The 18,504-nt window shown below is 66.8% G+C and carries 17 protein-coding genes and 1 riboswitch; of the genes, 1 reads left to right on the forward strand and 16 read right to left on the reverse strand.

The window, feature by feature from the left end:
* Positions 1 to 54: 54 nt before the first annotated feature.
* The 8 genes from JG739_RS14850 to cbiE all read right to left on the reverse strand — a co-directional run bounded on the left by JG739_RS14850 (position 55) and on the right by cbiE (position 7,058).
* Entirely contained in the window at positions 55 to 585 is a 531-nt protein-coding gene (locus tag JG739_RS14850; RefSeq protein WP_202367475.1) for an MgtC/SapB family protein, read from the reverse strand.
* A 102-nt stretch (positions 586 to 687) separates the two neighbouring features.
* Entirely contained in the window at positions 688 to 1,698 is a 1,011-nt protein-coding gene (gene cobT, locus JG739_RS14855; protein ID WP_202367099.1) for a nicotinate-nucleotide--dimethylbenzimidazole phosphoribosyltransferase, read from the reverse strand.
* Between the two features lie 24 nt (positions 1,699 to 1,722).
* Positions 1,723 to 2,502, reverse strand: a complete 780-nt coding sequence (gene cobS, locus JG739_RS14860; protein ID WP_202367100.1) for an adenosylcobinamide-GDP ribazoletransferase — start codon at positions 2,500 to 2,502, stop codon at positions 1,723 to 1,725.
* A gap of 63 nt (positions 2,503 to 2,565) precedes the next feature.
* Positions 2,566 to 3,876 (reverse strand): cobyrinate a,c-diamide synthase, encoded by a 1,311-nt coding sequence (locus tag JG739_RS14865; RefSeq protein ID WP_202367101.1) that lies wholly within the window; start codon positions 3,874 to 3,876, stop codon positions 2,566 to 2,568.
* A complete protein-coding gene (cobA, locus tag JG739_RS14870) occupies positions 3,873 to 4,688 on the reverse strand; it encodes a uroporphyrinogen-III C-methyltransferase (protein WP_202367102.1) in 816 nt (271 codons plus the stop codon). The genes JG739_RS14865 and cobA overlap by 4 nt, the downstream gene beginning before the upstream one ends.
* Positions 4,685 to 5,449 carry a precorrin-4 C(11)-methyltransferase gene (gene cobM / locus JG739_RS14875; protein WP_202367103.1) on the reverse strand — a complete coding sequence of 255 codons (765 nt, stop codon included), beginning with the start codon at positions 5,447 to 5,449 and terminating at the stop codon, positions 4,685 to 4,687. The genes cobA and cobM overlap by 4 nt, the downstream gene beginning before the upstream one ends.
* The gene (locus JG739_RS14880; RefSeq protein ID WP_202367104.1) at positions 5,446 to 5,832 is read right to left on the reverse strand and encodes a cobalamin biosynthesis protein; all 387 of its coding nucleotides are present in this window, start codon (positions 5,830 to 5,832) and stop codon (positions 5,446 to 5,448) included. The genes cobM and JG739_RS14880 overlap by 4 nt, the downstream gene beginning before the upstream one ends.
* Entirely contained in the window at positions 5,829 to 7,058 is a 1,230-nt protein-coding gene (gene cbiE, locus JG739_RS14885) for a precorrin-6y C5,15-methyltransferase (decarboxylating) subunit CbiE (protein ID WP_202367105.1), read from the reverse strand. The genes JG739_RS14880 and cbiE overlap by 4 nt, the downstream gene beginning before the upstream one ends.
* 103 nt (positions 7,059 to 7,161) lie before the next feature.
* Here cbiE and JG739_RS14890 point away from each other — a divergent pair, with 103 nt between their 5' ends.
* Complete coding sequence (locus tag JG739_RS14890) at positions 7,162 to 7,941, forward strand: cobalt-precorrin-6A reductase (RefSeq protein WP_202367106.1); 780 nt, start codon at positions 7,162 to 7,164, stop codon at positions 7,939 to 7,941.
* Here the strand turns inward: JG739_RS14890 and JG739_RS14895 are convergent.
* From JG739_RS14895 to JG739_RS14930, 8 genes are all read right to left on the reverse strand, one after another.
* On the reverse strand, positions 7,905 to 8,669 hold the full coding sequence (locus JG739_RS14895) for a precorrin-3B C(17)-methyltransferase (protein WP_202367107.1): 765 nt from the start codon (positions 8,667 to 8,669) through the stop codon (positions 7,905 to 7,907). The two genes, JG739_RS14890 and JG739_RS14895, sit on opposite strands and share 37 nt — an antisense overlap.
* Positions 8,666 to 9,424, reverse strand: a complete 759-nt coding sequence (locus JG739_RS14900; RefSeq protein ID WP_202367108.1) for a precorrin-2 C(20)-methyltransferase — start codon at positions 9,422 to 9,424, stop codon at positions 8,666 to 8,668. Before JG739_RS14900 ends, JG739_RS14895 begins: the two co-directional genes overlap by 4 nt.
* Complete coding sequence (locus JG739_RS14905) at positions 9,421 to 10,062, reverse strand: precorrin-8X methylmutase (protein WP_370463424.1); 642 nt, start codon at positions 10,060 to 10,062, stop codon at positions 9,421 to 9,423. The genes JG739_RS14900 and JG739_RS14905 overlap by 4 nt, the downstream gene beginning before the upstream one ends.
* Positions 10,059 to 11,414 (reverse strand): precorrin-3B synthase, encoded by a 1,356-nt coding sequence (cobG, locus tag JG739_RS14910; protein ID WP_202367110.1) that lies wholly within the window; start codon positions 11,412 to 11,414, stop codon positions 10,059 to 10,061. Before cobG ends, JG739_RS14905 begins: the two co-directional genes overlap by 4 nt.
* A complete protein-coding gene (locus tag JG739_RS14915) occupies positions 11,411 to 15,154 on the reverse strand; it encodes a cobaltochelatase subunit CobN (protein ID WP_202367111.1) in 3,744 nt (1,247 codons plus the stop codon). Before JG739_RS14915 ends, cobG begins: the two co-directional genes overlap by 4 nt.
* Before the next feature lie 18 nt (positions 15,155 to 15,172).
* Positions 15,173 to 16,210, reverse strand: coding sequence for a cobalamin biosynthesis protein CobW (gene cobW, locus JG739_RS14920; RefSeq protein ID WP_202367112.1), 1,038 nt, complete (start codon positions 16,208 to 16,210; stop codon positions 15,173 to 15,175).
* Positions 16,207 to 16,641 carry a DUF1636 family protein gene (locus JG739_RS14925; protein ID WP_202367113.1) on the reverse strand — a complete coding sequence of 145 codons (435 nt, stop codon included), beginning with the start codon at positions 16,639 to 16,641 and terminating at the stop codon, positions 16,207 to 16,209. The genes cobW and JG739_RS14925 overlap by 4 nt, the downstream gene beginning before the upstream one ends.
* Positions 16,642 to 16,679: 38 nt before the next feature.
* Positions 16,680 to 16,883, reverse strand: a riboswitch (cobalamin riboswitch).
* 272 nt (positions 16,884 to 17,155) lie between these two features.
* A complete protein-coding gene (locus JG739_RS14930; protein WP_202367114.1) occupies positions 17,156 to 18,367 on the reverse strand; it encodes a winged helix-turn-helix domain-containing protein in 1,212 nt (403 codons plus the stop codon).
* Between the last annotated feature and the right edge of the window lie 137 nt (positions 18,368 to 18,504).

Consider the following 18,504-nt stretch of genomic DNA (forward strand, 5'->3'; position numbering starts at 1 on the left):
GGTTTCCAATCCTGACGGTCGGTTGCCAACTGGCGTTCGGTTCCAGTTGCAGCCTCAGCCTTTGGGCGGCTTGGACACGTCTTCTTCCGACATGGGCTTTTCTTGTCCCTCGCCAATACCGGACTTGTGGGCAAAACTATAGAGAAGGCCTGCTGCGACAAGCACCAAAAGCGTGCCGAGTGCCGCCACTTGCCACAGACCGAGCCCGCAGGCCACGCCAATTGCCCCGGACAGCCACATGCCTGCACCGGTGGTCAGCCCGTGAACCTCGCCTTTCGAAAACAAGATCGTTCCGGCAGCAAGGAACGCGACGCCGGCGGTAACCGCTTCGACAACACGAATCGGATCGACCCTCACGGAATCCTGCTGAAACATCGGCGCGTGAATGATTTCAATCGTCAGAATACCGAAGGTCGCCGCTGCCACGCAGACTAGGATATGGGTGCGAAGCCCGGCAGGCCGATTTCGCCATTCGCGTTCGAACCCGATCGCCGCACCGAAGATCGACGCCAGCAGAAGCCTCGCCGCAATAACGGGAAACGGGACGTATGTCGGATGGCCGAATTCCTGGAGGATCTGCTGCATGCGTAACCCGGGCTGACCGGCCACAACGTGCTCGGGCCGGCCAGGTTCCCAAGGACGCCGTGATCGATCGGCCAATCGGTCAAGGTTCCAGGTTGAGGAGATTTACTTCTCTGAAACGCCGGCCTCGGCAAAGCTTGCCATGCGGGCATGGCATTCGAGCGCCGAGCGGACGATGTTGACGGCGAGGCAGGCGCCGGAGCCTTCGCCGAGCCGCATGCCGAGATCGAGCAGCGGCGGCAGGCCGAGCGCCTCGAGCAGCCGGCGATGACCGGATTCGGCCGAGACATGGGCTGCAAGCGTGTGGGCGAGGCCGGCGGGGTGCAATCTTGCCAGCGGCGCGGCGGCGGCGGTGCAGACGAAGCCGTCGAGTAGCACCGGCACGGCTAAACGGCGCGCCGCCAGCGTCGCGCCAAGGATGGCGGCGAGTTCGCGCCCGCCAAGGGCGGCTGCGACCATCAGCGGGTCGGCAAGGGCTTCGGCGTGGCGCTTGAGGCCGGCCTCGATGGCGGTGATCTTGCGCACCAGGCCGGCATCGTCGACGCCGGTGCCGCGACCGGTCCATTTTTCCGCGCCGCCGCCGAACAAAGCGGCCGAAATGGCTGCCGCCGGCGTGGTGTTGCCGATGCCCATTTCGCCGAAACAGACGAGGTCGAGGTCTTTCGTCACCGCGCCGTAGCCGGCCGCAACGGCGGCGAGGAACGCCTCGTCGTCCATCGCCGGCACTTGCGTGAAATCGCTAGTCGGACGGTCGAGGTCGAGCGGAATGACGTCGAGTTCGGCGCCGGCGATGCGGGCGAGCTGGTTGATGGCGGCGCCGCCACCGGCGAAATTCGCCACCATCTGCACGGTGACCTCCGACGGGAACGCCGACACGCCCTGCGCGGTGACGCCGTGATTGCCGGCAAAGACCAGGACTTTGACGCGATCGAGCTGCGGTATGTCGCGGCCCTGCCAGCGGGCCAGCCAGGCCGCTATGGATTCCAGCCGGCCAAGGCTGCCTTGCGGCTTGGTCAGCGTGTCCTGGCGGCGGGCGACAGCATTTGCCGCGGCGTCGCTGCCGGCAGGCAGATCGAGGCAGGCGGCGCGCAATTCATCGAGCGATTTGAAAGACATGGGGGAAAAATCTCCGAAACAGAGTCAGGAAAGCCAAACGGAAGCGACAAGCAGGATTGCGATTTCGCCAAACTGCTGCAGCGCGCCGATCGTGTCGCCGGTCTGGCCGTCGATCTGATTGCGGCACAGCTCGCGGAAGGCGGCAAATAAAAGGCCGAGCAGGGCAAGCGCGGCGAAAGCGCCACCGAACCCTAGCGCCAGCAGCGCGACGGCGGCGAGCACGGCGCCGGCAATGGCGGTTTCGGCCGACACGGGGCCTGCGTCAACCGAGAGACCGTCGCTGCGAGCCGGCGGCAAAAGATGCATGAAAGCGCCGAACAGGCCGCGCGAGGCGGCATGCGCGGCAATCAGAGCCCAGAATATCTGGGCCGGGCCGCCGAATTGCGAAAGCACGCTCCAGCGGATCAACAGCGACAGAGCGAGCGCACAAGCGCCATAGGCGCCGATGCGGCTGTCGCGCATGATCTCCAGTTTTTTCTCGCGTGTCCTGCCGCCGCCAAAGCCGTCGGCGACATCCGAAAGCCCGTCCTCATGCATGCAGCCGGTGGCGAGCAAAGTTGCGGCAAGCGCAAGTGCCGCTGCCGGGCCGGCGGCAAGGCCGAGCCAGGTCCCGACCGCGTAAACCAAGGCGCCAATCAAAGCGACGGCAAGGCCGGCGACCGGTGCCGCCCAGATCGCGGCGGCAAGGCTGCGGTCGCGAAAATCGACGACCGGCAGCGGCAGCCGGGTGAAGAAGACGAAGCAGAGCGCGATGTCGTCGAGGATTTGTCGAGTCGAGAGGGTCATGTTCTGGAGTTTGCGCATGATCTATTCCGAAAGCCGGTTCCCACTTTTGGCTGGCGCGGACTTCCGGTTCGCGATCATGCTCTAGCCTTTCGCAATGGCATGGAAGAACGTGCCGCTGACATGGCCGCGGCGGTAGCCGGAGGCGCCGAGCGGATTGCCTTGGCCGTCAGCGAGGTCGGCCAACGGTTCGTCACTGCCGGTGGCAAGCATCTGCGCGTAGTGGAATTCGTGGCCGCGGATCAGCGCGCCTTGGACTCCGAGGGGACAATCGGCGCGCAGCCGCGCCTCGCGATAGCCGAGGTTCATCTTTCGCTTGGCAAAGCTGGTCGAATGGCCGAGCAGGCCGAGCATCGCGTGCGTCTCGCCCGATGCGTCCTCCAGCGCTTTGCCAAGCACCATGAAGCCGCCGCACTCGCCATGCACCGGCCGCGTCGCCGAAAATGCGGCGATGCCGGCCCTGAAATTCGCAGCCGCCGCAAGGCGGCCGGCGTGAAGCTCGGGATAGCCGCCGGGCAGCCAGCAGACATCGCAACTTTTGTTGGGCGCTTCGTCGGCAAGCGGCGAGAAGGCGACGATTTCAGCCCCTGCCTTGCGCCAATGTGCCGCGACATGCGGATAGATGAAGGTGAAAGCGGCATCCTGCGCCAATGCGATGCGTTGTCCGGGCGGTGGCAGCGCGCCGTCGAAACTGCCGGGAGTGGGCGCGAATGGCGCCGCCAGCGCCATGATGGCGTCGAGGTCGAGCGAGCGCTCGACCATGTCGGCCAGCCGGTCGAGATGCGCCATCAAATTCTCATATTCGCCGGCCTGGACGAGGCCGAGATGCCGCTCCGGCAGGTTGAGCGAGGGATCGCGCAGGATCGCGCCGACCACCGGCAGGCCGATCGCCTCGATGGCGTCGCCGCAGAGACGGCGATGGCGTTCGCTGCCCAGCCGGTTGAGCACGACGCCGGCCATGCGCACATCAGGATCATAGCTGGCAAAACCCTTGGCGACGGCCGCTGCCGTGGTCGACTGCCCGGAAACGTCGAGCACCAGCAGCACCGGCAGGCCGTAGAGCCGGGCAAGATCGGCGGCCGAGCCGGTGCGGCCAGGAGCCGCCGGAATTCCGTCAAACAGGCCCATGGCGCTTTCCAGGAAGATGAAATCGGCATCTTCAGTAGCGTCGCCGGCCAGCGCGTTGAGCAAAGCAGGCGGCATCGCCCAGCTGTCGAGATTGACGCCGGAAAGGCCGGTCGCGGCGGTGTGGAAGCCTGGGTCGATATAGTCGGGGCCGGACTTGGCGCCGCGCACTTTTAGGCCTCGCCGGGCGAGCGCGCGCAGGATACCGATGGTGACGCTGGTCTTGCCCGAGCCAGAGCGCGGCGCGCCGATGATGATCGCGCGGGTCATGGCTCGCCCGCCAATGCCGCGCGCATCGCGACGATGCCGCCGACGACAATCAGCGCCGGCGCGGTCAACCCGGCGGCGGCCGCCGCCTCGGCGATGGTGGCGAGGGTGGCGACGACGATGCGCTCCTGCGGCGTCGTCGCGGCGACGATCACCGCAGCAGGCGTGGAAGGCGGTAGGCCGCCGCCAAGCAGCGAGGCTGATATCAGCGGCAGATTGGCCATGCCCATATAGACGACGATCGGCTGGCCGGTGCGGGCGATTGCCGTCCAGTCGAGGTCATCGTCGGTGCCGGCGGCGTGGCCGGTCGCCAGGATCACCGCCTTGTTGATGCCGCGCATGGTGGCCGGGATGCCGGCTCCGGCAAGCGCGCTGAGGCCCGAAGTCAGGCCGGACAGGACGCGGAACGGAATGGTTTCGCGCGCCAGCGCCAGCGCCTCTTCGCCGCCGCGGCCGAAAATATAAGGGTCGCCGCCTTTCAGCCTGACGACGCGGCGGCCCTCGCGCGCCAGCCGCACCAGCAAAGCGGTGATGTCGTCCTGTTTCATCGACGGCTGGCCGCCGCGCTTGCCGGCGTAAAAAAGCTCGGCGCCCGACGCTACTGCGACGACATCGGGAGAGACCAGCGCATCGTAGACGAGGGCATCGCACTGCCCAAGTGCGGCCAGCACTTCCAGCGTCAGGCAGCCGGGATCGCCGGGGCCGGCGCCGGCCAGCCAGACATGGCCCGGCTCAAGCCGGCGCGGCTTGAAGTTCAGCCGGGCCAAAGCCTGTTCGATAGTGTTTCCACCTCTGTTTCCGCTGCCGTCGTTCACAGTCCGTCCCGTCCGCGAAAACGCCGCTGGTAGTGGGCGTCGTAAAGTGAGCTCTCGCCAAAGCCTTCCGCCGCCAGCGAGCGGCCGACGAAGATGATGGCCGTGCGCTCCATCGGGGCGGCGGCCAGCTGCGCCTCGATGGTCGCCAGCGTGCCGGTCAGCACGCGCTCGTCCGGCCAGGAGGCACGGAATACGACCGCCACCTGGCAATCGGCGCCATAGAATGGCGTCAGCTCGGCGACGATGCGGTCGATGGCGTGGATGGCAAGATGGATGGCCAGCGTCGCGCCGGTGCGGCCGAAGCCGGCCAGCGTCTCGCCAGGCGGCATTTTGGAGGCGCGGCCGGAGATGCGGGTCAGCACCAGGCTTTGCCCGACTTCGGGAATGGTCAGCTCGCGGCGCAGCGCTGCCGCGGCAGCCGCAAAGGAGGGCACACCCGGCGTCAGCGTATAGGCGATGCCGTGCTTCTCCAGCCGGCGGATCTGCTCGGCGACGGCGCTCCACACCGACAGGTCGCCGGAATGCAGGCGGGAGACATCGTGGCCGGCCCGGTGGGCCGCCACATATTCCGCTTCGATCTCGTCGAGCGACATCGGCGCGGTGTCGATCAGCTTCGTCCCGGGCGCGCAGTGCTGCAACAGTTCCGGGGCGACGATCGAGCCGGCATAGAGGCAGACCGGGCAGCTTGCCAGCAGCCGGCTGCCGCGCAAGGTGATGAGGTCGGCCGCGCCCGGTCCGGCGCCGATGAAGTGGACGGTCATGCGGCATCTCCGCTGATGGCGATGGCGCAGGTGACCGGGCCAAGCACGGTGCGCGGCCCGAGCAGTTTTGCGCCTTTTCCGGCAGCGGCAAGCGCCGAGGCTTCGGAAACCGATGGCGTGCCGGCATGCGCCTGCGACAGATCGGAGTGGCTGATCGTGTGCGGCGACGCGGCCTCGAGCGCAGCGTCCTCGACAACGATCACTGGAAGAGCGAGTTCGCGGCCCGCAGAGAAGATTGCCGGCTCGTCCTGCTTCAGAGAAGCGGTGGCAAGCGCCGAAAGCGCCGTCATCGCCAGCCCATGCGCTTCCAGAGCGGTTTCTATGGCGGCAAGCACGTCCCTTGCGCTGACGCCCTTGCGACTGCCGATGCCTGCGACCATCATGGCTTGACCCAGCTCCATTGGGTGACCGGCATGGCCGGCCGCCAGGCCTGCATCGAGCCGACCGGCGCAGCGCGGGATAGTGCGATGCGGGTGAGATCGCCGCCGAGCGTCGCGTGACGGGCGAGAAGCAGCGCCTCCATCTCCAGCGTCACCGCGTTGGCGACCAGCCGGCCGCCAACACGCAGGGCCTTGATCGCCGCGCCCAGCACGCCGGTGTCGCTGCCGCCGCCGCCGATGAAGATCGCATCGGGTGTGCCCAGCCTGGCAAGCGCCTTCGGTGCCGAGCCTTCGACCACGACAAGACCGGGCACGCCGCAATGTGAAGCGTTGCGGTGGATGCGGGCGGCGCGGGTCGGATCGGCCTCGACGGCAATGGCGCGCATCGTGGGATGGGCCAGCATCCATTCGATGCCTATCGAACCCGAGCCGGCGCCGACGTCCCACAGCAATTCGCCGCGCCTGGGGGCGAGGGCAGACAGGGTGATGGCGCGCACCTCGCGCTTGGTGATCTGGCCGTCATGCTCGAGCAAATGATCGGCAAGGCCCGATGTCAGCGGCAGGATGCGTGCTTCCGACGTTGAGTCAACTTCGACCGCCAGCACATTGAGTGGGTTGATCTTTTCGAGCTCGACGGCGTCCGCGCGGGCCGAGCGCAGCATTTCGTTCGGGCCGCCCAGCGCCTCAAGGGCCGTCAGCTGTGAGACGCCAAAGCCGAGTTCGGTCAACAGGCGCGCAATCGCCGCTGGCGCATCGCCGTCCGAGGTCAGCGCAAGGATGCGGCTGCCTGGATGCAGCAACGGCCGGATCAGGTCGAGCGGGCGGCCGTGCAGCGAAATGGTCTCGATATCCTGCAGCGCCCAGCCGAGGCGGGCGGCGGCCAGCGAGAAGGCAGAAGCGGCGGGAATCACCTGCATCTCCTGGGGAGGAACTTTGCGAGCAAGGGTGACGCCGACCCCATGGAAGAACGGATCGCCTGAAGCCAGCACGCAGACACGTCTGCCGGAAAGCGCCAGCACGTCGCGCATCTCGGCATCGAAAGGGGTCGGCCAGGCACGGGCTTCGCCCTTGGCGAGCGACGCGACGAGCGCAAGATGGCGCGAGCCGCCGAAGACGAATTCGGCCTGGGCGATCAGCCGCTTGGCCTCTTCGCCGAGACCCGCTACACCGTCCTCGCCGATGCCGACGATTGTGAGCCATTTGGGTGTTGGCTGTTTATTGTTTGACATGCCGCGCCGCCCCTCATCCGCCTGCCGGCACCTTCTCCCCGTATAGTGGCGGGGAGAAGGGAACTGGGTGAGGGGCAGCTCGGCGTGGCCGGACGTGGTGCCCATGAAGCGAATTCTGATCCTCGGCGGAACCACCGAAGCCCGGCAACTGGCGGGCAAGCTTGTTGCGCGCGCTGATCTTGAGGTCACGTTGTCGCTGGCCGGCCGCACCGAAAATCCTGGCGCGCAAGGTGTACCGACGAGGGTGGGCGGATTCGGTGGCGCCGAGGGGTTGGCGGATTTTCTCCGCGAGACCCGCATCGAGCTGCTGGTCGACGCCACGCATCCCTATGCCGCGCAAATCTCCGCCAATGCCGCGGCAGCGGCGCATGAGGCCGGCGTGCCGATCGTCGCGCTCAGGCGCCCAGGCTGGGAGCCGGCCGAAGGCGACCGCTGGACGCTGGTCGACAGCGTTGCCAGCGCGGTGACGGCGCTGGGCCCTGTGTCGCGTCGCGTTTTCCTGGCGCTTGGCCGGCAGGAGGTTGCCGCCTTCGAGGCGGCGCCCCAGCATCATTATCTCATCCGCAGCGTCGATCTGGTCGAGCCAAGGCTCGCTGTGCCCGATGCGACCTATCTCCTGGCGCGCGGGCCGTTCCGGGAAGCCGACGAACGTGCACTGCTTCTGGAACACCGCATCGAGGTCGTCGTTTCCAAGAACAGCGGCGGCGAGGCGACCTACGGCAAGATCGCCGCAGCGCGGGCGCTCGGCATCGAGGTGGTCATGATCCGCAGGCCGGCGCTGCCGGACGTTGCGTCGGCTGAAACCGTCGAAGCCCTTGCCGCGATGGTCGATCATCTTCTGGTCGGTCATGTTCCTGGGCCTGCCGCAGAACGCGGCGTGTAGACCAGCGCCGGTTTTTCGCCGCGCTTGACGATCCTGGTTTCCGGCGAGCCGATGATGATGCAGGTCGCCATGTCGGCCTTTTCCGCATCGGCGTCGGCCAGCAGAAAAACCTCGATGCGCTCGTCGGGGCGGCCGGCGGCACGGCCGAAGACGACCGGCGTGGTGCCGGGCAGGATCGCCGTCAGACATTCGAAGGCGCGGCCAAGCTGCCAGGGGCGCGCCTTGCTGATCGGATTGTAGAGCGCGATGACGAAGCCGGCGCCGGCCGCCGCCAGCAGCCGCAATTCGATCAGGTCCCAGGGTTTCAGATTGTCGGACAGCGAGATGGCGCAGAAATCATGGCCGAGCGGCGCGCCGATGCGGGCAGCGACTGCGAGCATGGCGGTGATGCCGGGCAGCATCGCGACGTCGACGGCACGCCATTCGGCCGGGCCGGCCTCGATCGCTTCGCAGACGGCGGCCGCCATGGCAAAGACGCCGGGATCGCCGCCCGAGACGACGGCGACATCGTGGCCCTGCGCAGCCTTTACCAGCGCGTCCTTGGCGCGGGACAGCTCCTCGCGATTGTCGGAGGCGATGCGGGTCTGGTCGGGGCGCAGGTCGAGCCGGTCGAGATACGGTTTGTAGCCGTAGAAGAAGCTTGCCTCGGCGACGGCGCGGCTCGCTTCCGGCGTCACCTGGTCGGCATTGCCGGGCCCAAGGCCGATGACGGTCAGGCGGCCGCTCATGCCTCGGCTCCCAAGGCGGCGGGCCGGCCTGACCAGCCGGCGACCAGCACGATGGCGAAGTAGGGCGCGTTGTCGTCCTGCTTGTCGGCCAGCCGCATCGAAACGCTGCCCGGCATGGTGCCGCGCTCGACATAGACGGCACGCGCCAGCTTGTCGGTCGCCTGCAGAGCGCGCCTGATCTTGGGCAGGTTGCGGCCAACCTTCATGATGACGGCGGCATCGGTGTCGGCGAGGCGGCGGGTCAGCTCGAATTCGCTCATCGTGCCCGGCAGCACGGTCAGCACGTCGTCGCCCTGGACGATCGGCGTTCCGGTCGCCGACCAGCAGCCGGACATGGCGGTGACGCCGGGAATGACCTCTGTTGGAAAGCGGTGCGCCAGCCTGACATGCAGGTGCATGTAGGAGCCGTAGAACAGCGGGTCGCCTTCCGAGAGCACTGCGACCATCCTGCCGGCGCTGAGATGCGCGGCGATTTTTTCGGCGGACTCTTCGTAGAAATCCGCTATCTGCGACCGATAATCGCTGTGATCCTTGTCGATTTCGGTGGTCACGGGATAGAGCAGCGGCAACTCTATCCAATCAGGACGAAAATGCCCGCCGACGATGGTGCGCGCATTGCTGTTGTTGCCGCGCTTGGCGAAATGCGCCACCACGTCGGCCTCGGCCAGCGCGCGCACCGCCTTGAGCGTCAGCAGCTCGGGGTCGCCGGGACCGGTGCCGACGCCAACAAGCCGGCCTTTTACGATCGCGTTCACAGGCCCGGCCTCGCCAATGCGTTGAGGGCGGCGGCGGTCATGGCGCTGCCGCCCAGCCTGCCGCGCACGATCGCGTAGGGAATGCCGTAGGAATTCTCGGCCAGCGCGTCCTTCGATTCGGCAGCACCGACGAAGCCGACCGGCATGCCGATGATGACAGCCGGTTTCGGCGCACCGTCGCGCAGTTTTTCCAGCAGGTAGAAAAGCGCGGTCGGCGCATTGCCGATGGCGACGACCGAACCGGCCATGCGCTCGCCCCACAGGTCGATGGCTGCGGCCGAACGGGTGTTGCCGATCCTTTTCGCTATGTCGGAGGTTTGCGGGTCGCCCAGCGTGCAGATCACCTCGTTGCCGGCCGGCAACCGGGCGCGGGTGACGCCGTGCGAGACCATCTGAGCGTCGCAGAAGATCGGCGCGCCGGCAGCCAGTGCCGCGCGGGCGGCGGCGACGAAATGGCTGGAGAAGACGAAGTGCTTGGCGGCCTCGACCTGGCCGCAGGCATGGATCATGCGGATGGCGACATCGGCTTCGGCATTGGAAAAGCGCGACAGGTCGGCCTCGGCGCGAATGATGGCAAAGGAGCGCTCATAGATCGCCGTGCCGTCATGGATGTAGTCGTAGGGGGCGGGCATGTTCATTCCTGTCGGTAGGGGGCAGTGACACCGGCCGCGCCAAGCCTTGTCAGGCAGGCGGCGGTGGTCTCGCCTCGAAGTCGTGTTTTTCGGATCGCTGCTGCAATGCTGTCGATGCCGCGCGCGGCGTCATACCCCGGCCTGTATCCGGCAGGAAGGGCCTTTGCCGTCCCGTCCACGACAAGTCCGGCTCCGTTATCGCCGCCGACCAGGGTCAGCGCCGCCGGGCCGGGATGCGCGCAGCCCTTGGCACAGCCGGAGATGTGCAGCGTGAAGGAGGCATCGAGGATGTCGCGGTTTTCCGCTGCGATGGTTTCGGCGATGTCGCGCGCGGCGATCCGGCCGGAGGCGCAGGCCGGCGCACCGGGGCAAGCGGCGATTTTCGTGCGCGGGTCGGCAGCGTCGGTAACCAAGCCGAGGATGGCTGCGGCCTGCTGGAGCGAGTGGCAGGCGGTCTGAGAGAGGCCGATGAAAAGCAGCGCGCGGCCCGGCGCCAGGCGGATTTCGGCCGCACCGATGGTGAGGGCGTGTTGCGTGAGGCCGATGAGTTTTTGCGCCGGCATGCTGCCGAAGGGCAGGCCGATGCCGAGGGCGAAGCCATCTGTTAGCTCGAAAGTGCCAATGGGGAAGCGGGCCGGCACAGGAAGGCGCTCCACGGCGCCCCCGTCCGGCAGGACAGAGGGGGGCGCCGTGGAGCGCCAACTTGCGAGGGATATGAGTTGTCTCGCCGTCAAATCCCTTGCGCGGGCTTCGCGACCCTTTTCGGCAACCATCCTGAGCACCGCGACGGCGATATCACAGGCGGCATCTTCCTCGACCATGACGAGCGGCTTCGCAGTCCGAGCATCACCAGCGACAGACACCCGCCACTGCGTTCCCGCATCAATCCGCACCGCCGCCAGCCTGATATCAGCCGTCACCGCATCCATGGTCAGCCGTCCGCCACCATCGACAACTACCGAAACCTTAGGGCCAAGGCGCTGTGCCAGCCCAGCTTCCTCGATCGCCGCCCGAATCCGTTCCGCCAGCGGGCGCGGGTCGGCGACTTCTTGCGGATCCAGCCCCGCCAGCGGTCCGGTCTCGACCGGCATGCCGGTGCGCACCGCGATGCCGAGCGCGTCGACCTCCATCGCCAGCAGCCGGGCGCTGGTCGGCGTCAGGCCGCGGATCTGCAGGCTGCCGCGTGCGGTCACTTCGATGATGCCGTTGCCGTGCCGCAAGGCGGATTCACCGAGTCCGATCAGTGACTTCGGCGAGAGTCCTCCAGCGACCGGATTGAGCCGCACCAGAAGCCCGTCGCCGGTCTGCATCGGCGCGGACAAAGCGGGGCAGGCGCCGCGACGTGAGAAGGCGTTCATGCCGCCACCCCCTGGGCTTCGGCGATCAGTGCGGCGAGGTCGTCGTCGACGGAATTGCGCAGCGGGTGCCAGAGACCGCGCCGCCGCGCCGACAAAAAACGCTCGGCGATGATTTTCGCGGCCGCCGGATTTTCGCGCAGGATGAAGGCGCGCACCTCGGGATCGCCGAGATAGGCGTCGTGCACGGCCTCGATCAGCGTGCCCGCTATGGCATGGGTGGTTTCGGCGAAACCGACCAGACGGTCGACGGTCTCGGCGAATTCCGAAGCGCCACGCGGCCCGTGCCGCATCTGGCCGGCAATGAAGCGCGGGTTGATGGCGCGGGCGCGAACGACCCGAGATACGGCTTCTCCAACCGAGCGCGGCTTCGGCTTTTGCGGATCCGTGGTGTCGAGGACGATGACGTCGGCGTTCTTGCCGAGGGCAGCAAGCGCCGCCGAAAAACCGCCGATGAAGGCGACATCGGCAGAGCCTTCCAAAATGTCGCGGCCGGGGTCGTCTCCGGTATGGACGAGGAGGTCGGCATCGGCGACACGATCCTCGAACGCGCCGGGCGCTGAAATCCCTTCGCCCTCGACGCCGCCATAGGCATGCGAGGTGGCGTCGAGATAGGCGCGACCGATTTCTTCGCGCGCGGCCCAGTCACCGCTCGACAAAAAAGGCTCGACGCCGGCGCCGTAGGTGCCGGGCGAGGTGCCGAAAATGCGCGGGCTGACCTTGCCATCGGCACGGGTTTTTGCCGCCAGCGGGTTATCCGACGCGTCCTCGTCGCGGCCGGCGACGGCGTTGGCGGCCGCATCGATCAGCGCGATCTGGGTCGGGAACATGTCGCGGAACAGGCCTGAAATGCGCCAGGTGACGTCGACGCGCGGGCGGCCAAGGGTGGCCGGCGGCAGCACCTCGATGCCGGTGACGCGGCCGGTGGCGCCATCCCATTGCGGCCGGCAGCCCATCAGCGCCAGGCCTTGCGCGATCTCCTCGCCGCCGGTGCGCAGCGAGGCGGAGCCCCAGAGATCGATGACCAGCGAGCGCGGCCAGTCGCCATGCGATTGCATGTAGCTGCGAAGGACCTCGTCGGACGCCGCCCTGCCGAGATCGAAGGATGTCGGCGTCGGCATGGTGCGCGGATCTGATGTGAACAGGTTGCGGCCGGTCGGCAGCACATCGCGCCGGCCCCGCGCCGGTGCGCCGGCCGGCCCGGCAGCGACATGGCGGCCGTCGAGGGCTGCGAAGAATGCTGACTTCTCGGCCGCCGCACTTTGCTCGCGCAGCGGATCGGTTTCGCCCTCGGCTGAGCGGCCATAGATATGCAGCCCCTCCTTGACGGCAAAATCCTTGAGGTCGCAGAGCCAGGCGTCGATGCGGCGCAGCGCTTCGTCGGGCGCGTCGGTTCCGGCGACGCCAGCCTCGGAGGCGAGACCGGTCTTTTCAGCGGTTTCGACGATCAGCCTGGCCAGGCGGTCGCGGCGGCGGCGGTCGAGCCCGTCGGCTTGGGCATATTCGTCGACCAGCCGTTCAAGCTGCTGCTGGTTCTCGTCGAGCCCGGCAGCGGTCAGCGGCGGCGGCAAATGGCCGAGGGTGACGGCGGCAATGCGCCGCTTGGCCTGCGCGGCCTCTCCCGGGTTGGAGACAATGAAGGGATAGATGACGGGCAGGGGCCCGGTGACGATCTCGGGAAAGCAGCTTTCGCTCAGCGCCACGGTCTTGCCGGGCAGCCATTCCAGCGTGCCGTGGGCGCCGACATGGACGAGGGCATCGACGCCGACCGTCTTGCGCAGCCACAAGCCAAAGGCGATCAGCGCATGGCGCGGCGGCAAGGTCGGGTCGTGATAGTCGGCGCGGCGGTTCGTGGAGCGGCCGCGGTCGGGGGCGAGAGCTACGGTGATGTTGCCGAAGGTGGCGGCGCGGAAGGGGAAATTTGCCAGGGTAGGCGCTTGAACACCCCCCTCTGTCCTGCCGGACATCTCCCCCTCAAGGGGGGAGATTGGCAGCTCCGCCGACGGCTCGCGTTCTGCGGCTTTGGAGATTGGCGAAAGCGGAGATGAGGGCGCAATCTCCCCCCTTGAGGGGGAGATGTCCGGCAGGACAGAGGGGGGTGCCTCGCGCGAACCTGTTTCATCTTCCGCCTTGCCCCATGCCATCTCAACGGCAGCGATAGCAGCCGGCGGCAATTCCTTTGAGAAGGTCAGATAGTCCTCCAACCTCAACCCTTCGCCACCACACTCCAGCATCTCCAGCAATTCACGCGGCGTTTGCGGAATCCCTTCAACGGCATAGCCCTGTTCGCTCAGGTCATGCAGCATCGCCAGCACGCTGGACGGGACGTCGAGGCCGACGGCGTAGCCGGTGCGGCCGGGGGCGCTTGGATAGTTTGGGATCAGGATGGCGAGCTTGCGTTTTTCGCGCGGCGTGCGCTGCAGGCGCACGAACGCCTCGACACGGTTCGCCACCTGCGCGACGCGGTCCGGCTCCGGTCGGTTGGCGAAGGCGCGGAAAGCCAATGCGGGATCGACCTCGCTCTCTCCCTTGAAGGAAATGGCGCCGGCAAGGATGCGGCCGTCGAGTTCGGGGAGCACGACATGCATGGCGAGGTCGGCAGGCGCCAGGCCGCGCTGATTGTCTTGCCAGATATCGCGGCGTGTCGTCGCGACGATGACCTGGAGGACAGGAACGCCGGCACGGTCGAACAGGGTTTCGACGCCGGGCTCAGCACCCGAGGCGAACGCCGTCGCGGTGATGATGGCGGCCGGCCTCAGCGCGGCAAGCGCGGTCTCGACAAAGGCCAGGGAGGCCGGGTCCTTGAGGCTGGAGACGAAAATGGGGACGGGGATGATGCCCCGCGCGCTCAGCGCTTCAAACAGCGTGTCGATCGGCGCGACATCGGCGGCGAGCAGCATCGAGCGATAGAACAGAATGGGCACGACAGGCGCGCCTACGCAGGTATTGTCGGCGTCGAGCTCCGTCCCACCCCCCTCTGTCCTGCCGGACATCTCCCCCGCAAGGGGGGAGATTGTGCTGCCATCGATGTTTTCGCCAATCGCAGATACTGAAGATAGCTCCGACGAAATAGGAGATGCGCCGGCGTTGGTGACGGCAGATCTCCCCCCTTGCGGGGGAGATGTCCGGTAGGACAGAGGGGGGTGTGACGGAGCGCCGATATTCGAAAGGTCCGGCTTTTCCACGACACCGCGTCCCGGTTGATAATAACCCGCCTTCGGCACGCTGACCGGCTCAACGTCCGCCGCATCCCGGCCCGCCAGCCGCGCCAGCCTCCACACCAGCGCCGTCATATTCTCCGGGCCGCCCTCGCGGAAATAGCCGAGCAGGGCGTCGAGCTCCTGGCGCGGCAGCGTCGAGCCTTCGATCAGTCGCAAATCCTCGTCGTGACTCTCGCCGGGCAGCAGCGCCAGTTTTATGCCGTGCGCGCGGGCGGTCGAGGCGAGCTGGTCGCAGCCGTAGCGCCACCAGTCGTAACCGCCGAGGATGCGAACCAGAACAACCCTGGCGTGCCGGGCGACACTGTCGATCCACAGGTCGACGGACATCGGGTGGCGCAGGTCGCGCAACGCCGCCAGCCGCATCGACGGCAGACGGTCCGCGTCTGCCTGCCACGCTGCCGCCAGTCCGGCCAAGTCGCTGTCAGTGAAGGACAGCGCCACGACATCCGCAGGCGTCTGCCTGAGGTCGACAGGCTCGGCGAGATCGTCGAGCGAGGCGGATGTGGTGGTGAGGATGTGCATCGCGGCTCGTGCCTGTGCTCAGCCGGCGAGGATACGCTCGATCGCCGGGCGGTTCAGCCCTTTCAGGCCGATGACGACGAGGCGCGAACGGCGATCGTCTTCAGCGGTCCAGGCGCGGTCGTAATAGTGGTTGACGCGCGGGCCGACGGCCTGCAGCAACAGCCGCATCGGTTTGCCGCCGACTTCGACGAAACCCTTGACGCGCAGCACGTTTTCTTCCGCCGCCGCCGTGGCGACGCGCAAAGCCAGCTCATCGGGATTGACGATCGACGGAATGTCGATGACGAACGAGTCGAAATCGTCGTGCTCGTGGTCGAGCTCGTCGTCGTGATGGGTCTTGCGGTTCTCGATATCGTTCTCGACGGCAAGGCCAAGGCCAAGCAACACGGAGGGATCGACCTTGCCCTGCGAGGCCGGCACGATCTTTACCGCGCGGGCAACATGTTCGCCGATGATGGCATTGGCGCGGGCCGTGCCGGCGGCGTCCATCAGGTCGCGCTTCGACACTATGATCAGGTCGGCGCAGGCGAGCTGGTCCTCGAACACCTCCTCGACCGGATCGTCGTGGTCGAGCGTTTCGTCCTGCGCGCGCTGCGCCTGCAGGGCGTCCATGTCGTTGGCAACGCGGCCTTCGGCCAGCGCCGGTCCGTCGACCACGGCAATGACGCCGTCGACCGTCACCCGGCTCTTCACCGTCGGCCATTGGAAGGCCTGGACCAGTGGCTTGGGCAGAGCCAGGCCGGAGGTTTCGATCAGGATATGGTCGACCCTCGGCGTCAGCGACAGGATCTGGTCGAGCGCCGGGACGAAATCGTCGGCGACGGTGCAGCAGATGCAGCCATTGGCCAGTTCGACGATGTTTTCCTCCGGACAAGTGTCGATGCCGCAGCCTTTCAGGATCTCGCCGTCGATGCCGATGTCGCCGAACTCGTTGACGATGATGGCCAGCCGTTTGCCACCGGCGTTTTCGAGCAGATGGCGGATCAGCGTCGTCTTGCCGGCGCCGAGGAAGCCGGTGACGACGGTGCAGGGCACGCGCGAGATGGAAGCGATCATATCTGGTCCTTCAAAAGGTCGAGGGGAGGGATGCGGGCAACGAGGCCGCGCTTCAGGCAATCGGGGCGGCCGCGCCATGGAATGAGGCCGTCGGTCGAGGTGGCGAAGAGCCTTGCACCGACGACCAGATCGGCGCCGCTGGTCGCGGTCAGGTCGCCAAAGACATAGCTCCAGCAACCGTCTCGCAGGATAGCGGCGCTGAGGCGGCGCTTGCAGTTGCCGAGGCATTCGACGCTGCGGATACGGATGTTTTCGCCCGAGGCGGCGCGGCGCGTGTCTTCGGCCAACAATTCGCCGGCGCGGGGATGGCTGTCGGAGCCGGTCTCGTCACGGCAGGAGGCGCAGACGATCACGGTGACGTCCGATAGAGCATCACCATCGCCGGACAATACGCCCGCTGTCTCAGCCGGAAAACTGCTGTCGCGTTCCAAATCAGGCTCCTTGCCCGGAAAACCCGCCAGGCGATCGGATTCTTTTGTCCTAGACGGCAGGTCTCCTGGCTCGCGGGTCATCGCCTTGGTGCCGCCTTCCCGGGATTTTCCCAGTGGTTTTCGGCCTAGGCTCGTCGCTTACAGTTGCGGGGACAGCCGCGGATTTGAAATCGGGATTTCGCACCGCATTCCCTCTTGGCTCCTCCCTTTGCCGAGAGGAGACCGTCTGAACCGGATTTAGGCTTGTGCGGGCAGTCGTGTCAACGCACGTCTACGACGCTGGCGAGGGAAACGCTTCAGGGCAATTTTCGATGTCGGCGCTGCCCCTCATTGCCCTGCCGGGCATTTCTCCCCGTATAGTGACGGGGAGAAAAAGCTGGCCGCAACAGCGGCGCCCCTTCCTGCAACGCTGGTGATTGGCGAAACCATCGATGACAGCGTCCCTCTCCTCGTCACTATACGGGGAGAGGATGCCGGCAGGCAGGTGAGGGGCAGCGCCGACATCGGCAAACCCTTACGAAACCGCGACATCCGCCAGCGCCGAACCCAGGTCCCCCGCAGGTGTCACCTCGATGCGTTCGAGGCCGAGCCAACCCTGCATCAGCTGCAATTCCTCGAAAAGTTCGGCGGCGGTTTGCGGCGGGGCGCCGGGCTCGGCATAGGCGGCATGGACGCGCAGCACGCCGGCCGGGCGGTCAGCCCTAAGGTCGATGCGCGCCACGATCCCTTCGCCGAGCAGGAACGGCAGCACATAATAGCCGTACTGGCGCTTTTCGGCGGGGGTGTAGATCTCGATGCGATAGCGGAAGTCGAACAGTCTTTCCGTGCGCGCCCGCTCGAAGACGACGGGATCGAACGGAGCGAGCAGCGCACGCGCCTTGATTTTGCGCGGAAAACGGGCGTCCTTGTGGAGATAGGCTGGCTTGCTCCAGCCTTCGACGCGAACCGGCAAAAGGTCGCCGGCCTCGACCAGTTCCTCGATGCGGCCCTTGATGTCGGCGGGGGAGAGCCGGAAATAGTCGCGCAGGTCGCCTGCTGTCGCGACGCCATGGGCGCGGGCGGAAATGCGCAGCAATTCGCGGTGCGCATCCTCGGGCGAGGGCACCGGCAGGCTGAGTATCGCCGGCGGCAGCACGCGCTGCGGCAGATCATAAAGCCGCTCGAAGCCGCGACGCGACGCCGTGGTGATGCGGCCGGCCCAGAACAGCCATTCGAAAGCGTGCTTGGCGTCGCTCCAGCCCCACCAGCCGCCGGAGCCTTTTTGGCCTCCTTTCTGGTCTCTCAGGGCCGAAGCGGCGATCGGGCCGCGTTCGACGACCTCGCGATAAATGTCTTCGATATAGGCGGCGCGCTCGCGGCCCCACTTGGCCAGCCCATTGTACATTTCCTCACCGCGCTCGGCCCGTTCCATGCGCCAGCGCATCAGCGGATAGGTTTCGACCGGCAGAAAGGAGGCTTCGTGCGCCCAATATTCGAAGACTTTGCGCTTGCGCGTCACCGCGGCGTTGTCGAGCAGGGCGAGCGGGTAGGGGCCAAGCCGCGAATAGAGCGGCATATAATGGGCGCGCACCACCGCGCTGACGGAATCGATCTGCAGCAGGCCGGTCCGGGCAAGCACACGCGCCAAATGGCGGCGATCAGGCGTTCTGCCGGGGCGAGGATCGGCAAACCCCTGTGCGGCAAGCGCGATGCGCCGGGCCATGGCGAGCGAGATTTTTTCCTTCATGCAGACGGCACTCTGTCGGCGTTCGACCAAAGGTGGGAGCGATGATTCCGCCATGCTAGCAGGGTTTTGGCGGCATCCATGTCAGGAGAGTAAAGTGGAGTAAAAAGTGAAGGAAATCAAACAGGAGCGGATCGGAC

This window comes from Mesorhizobium sp. L-2-11, assembly GCF_016756595.1.
Classification (GTDB): Bacteria; Pseudomonadota; Alphaproteobacteria; order Rhizobiales; family Rhizobiaceae; genus Mesorhizobium.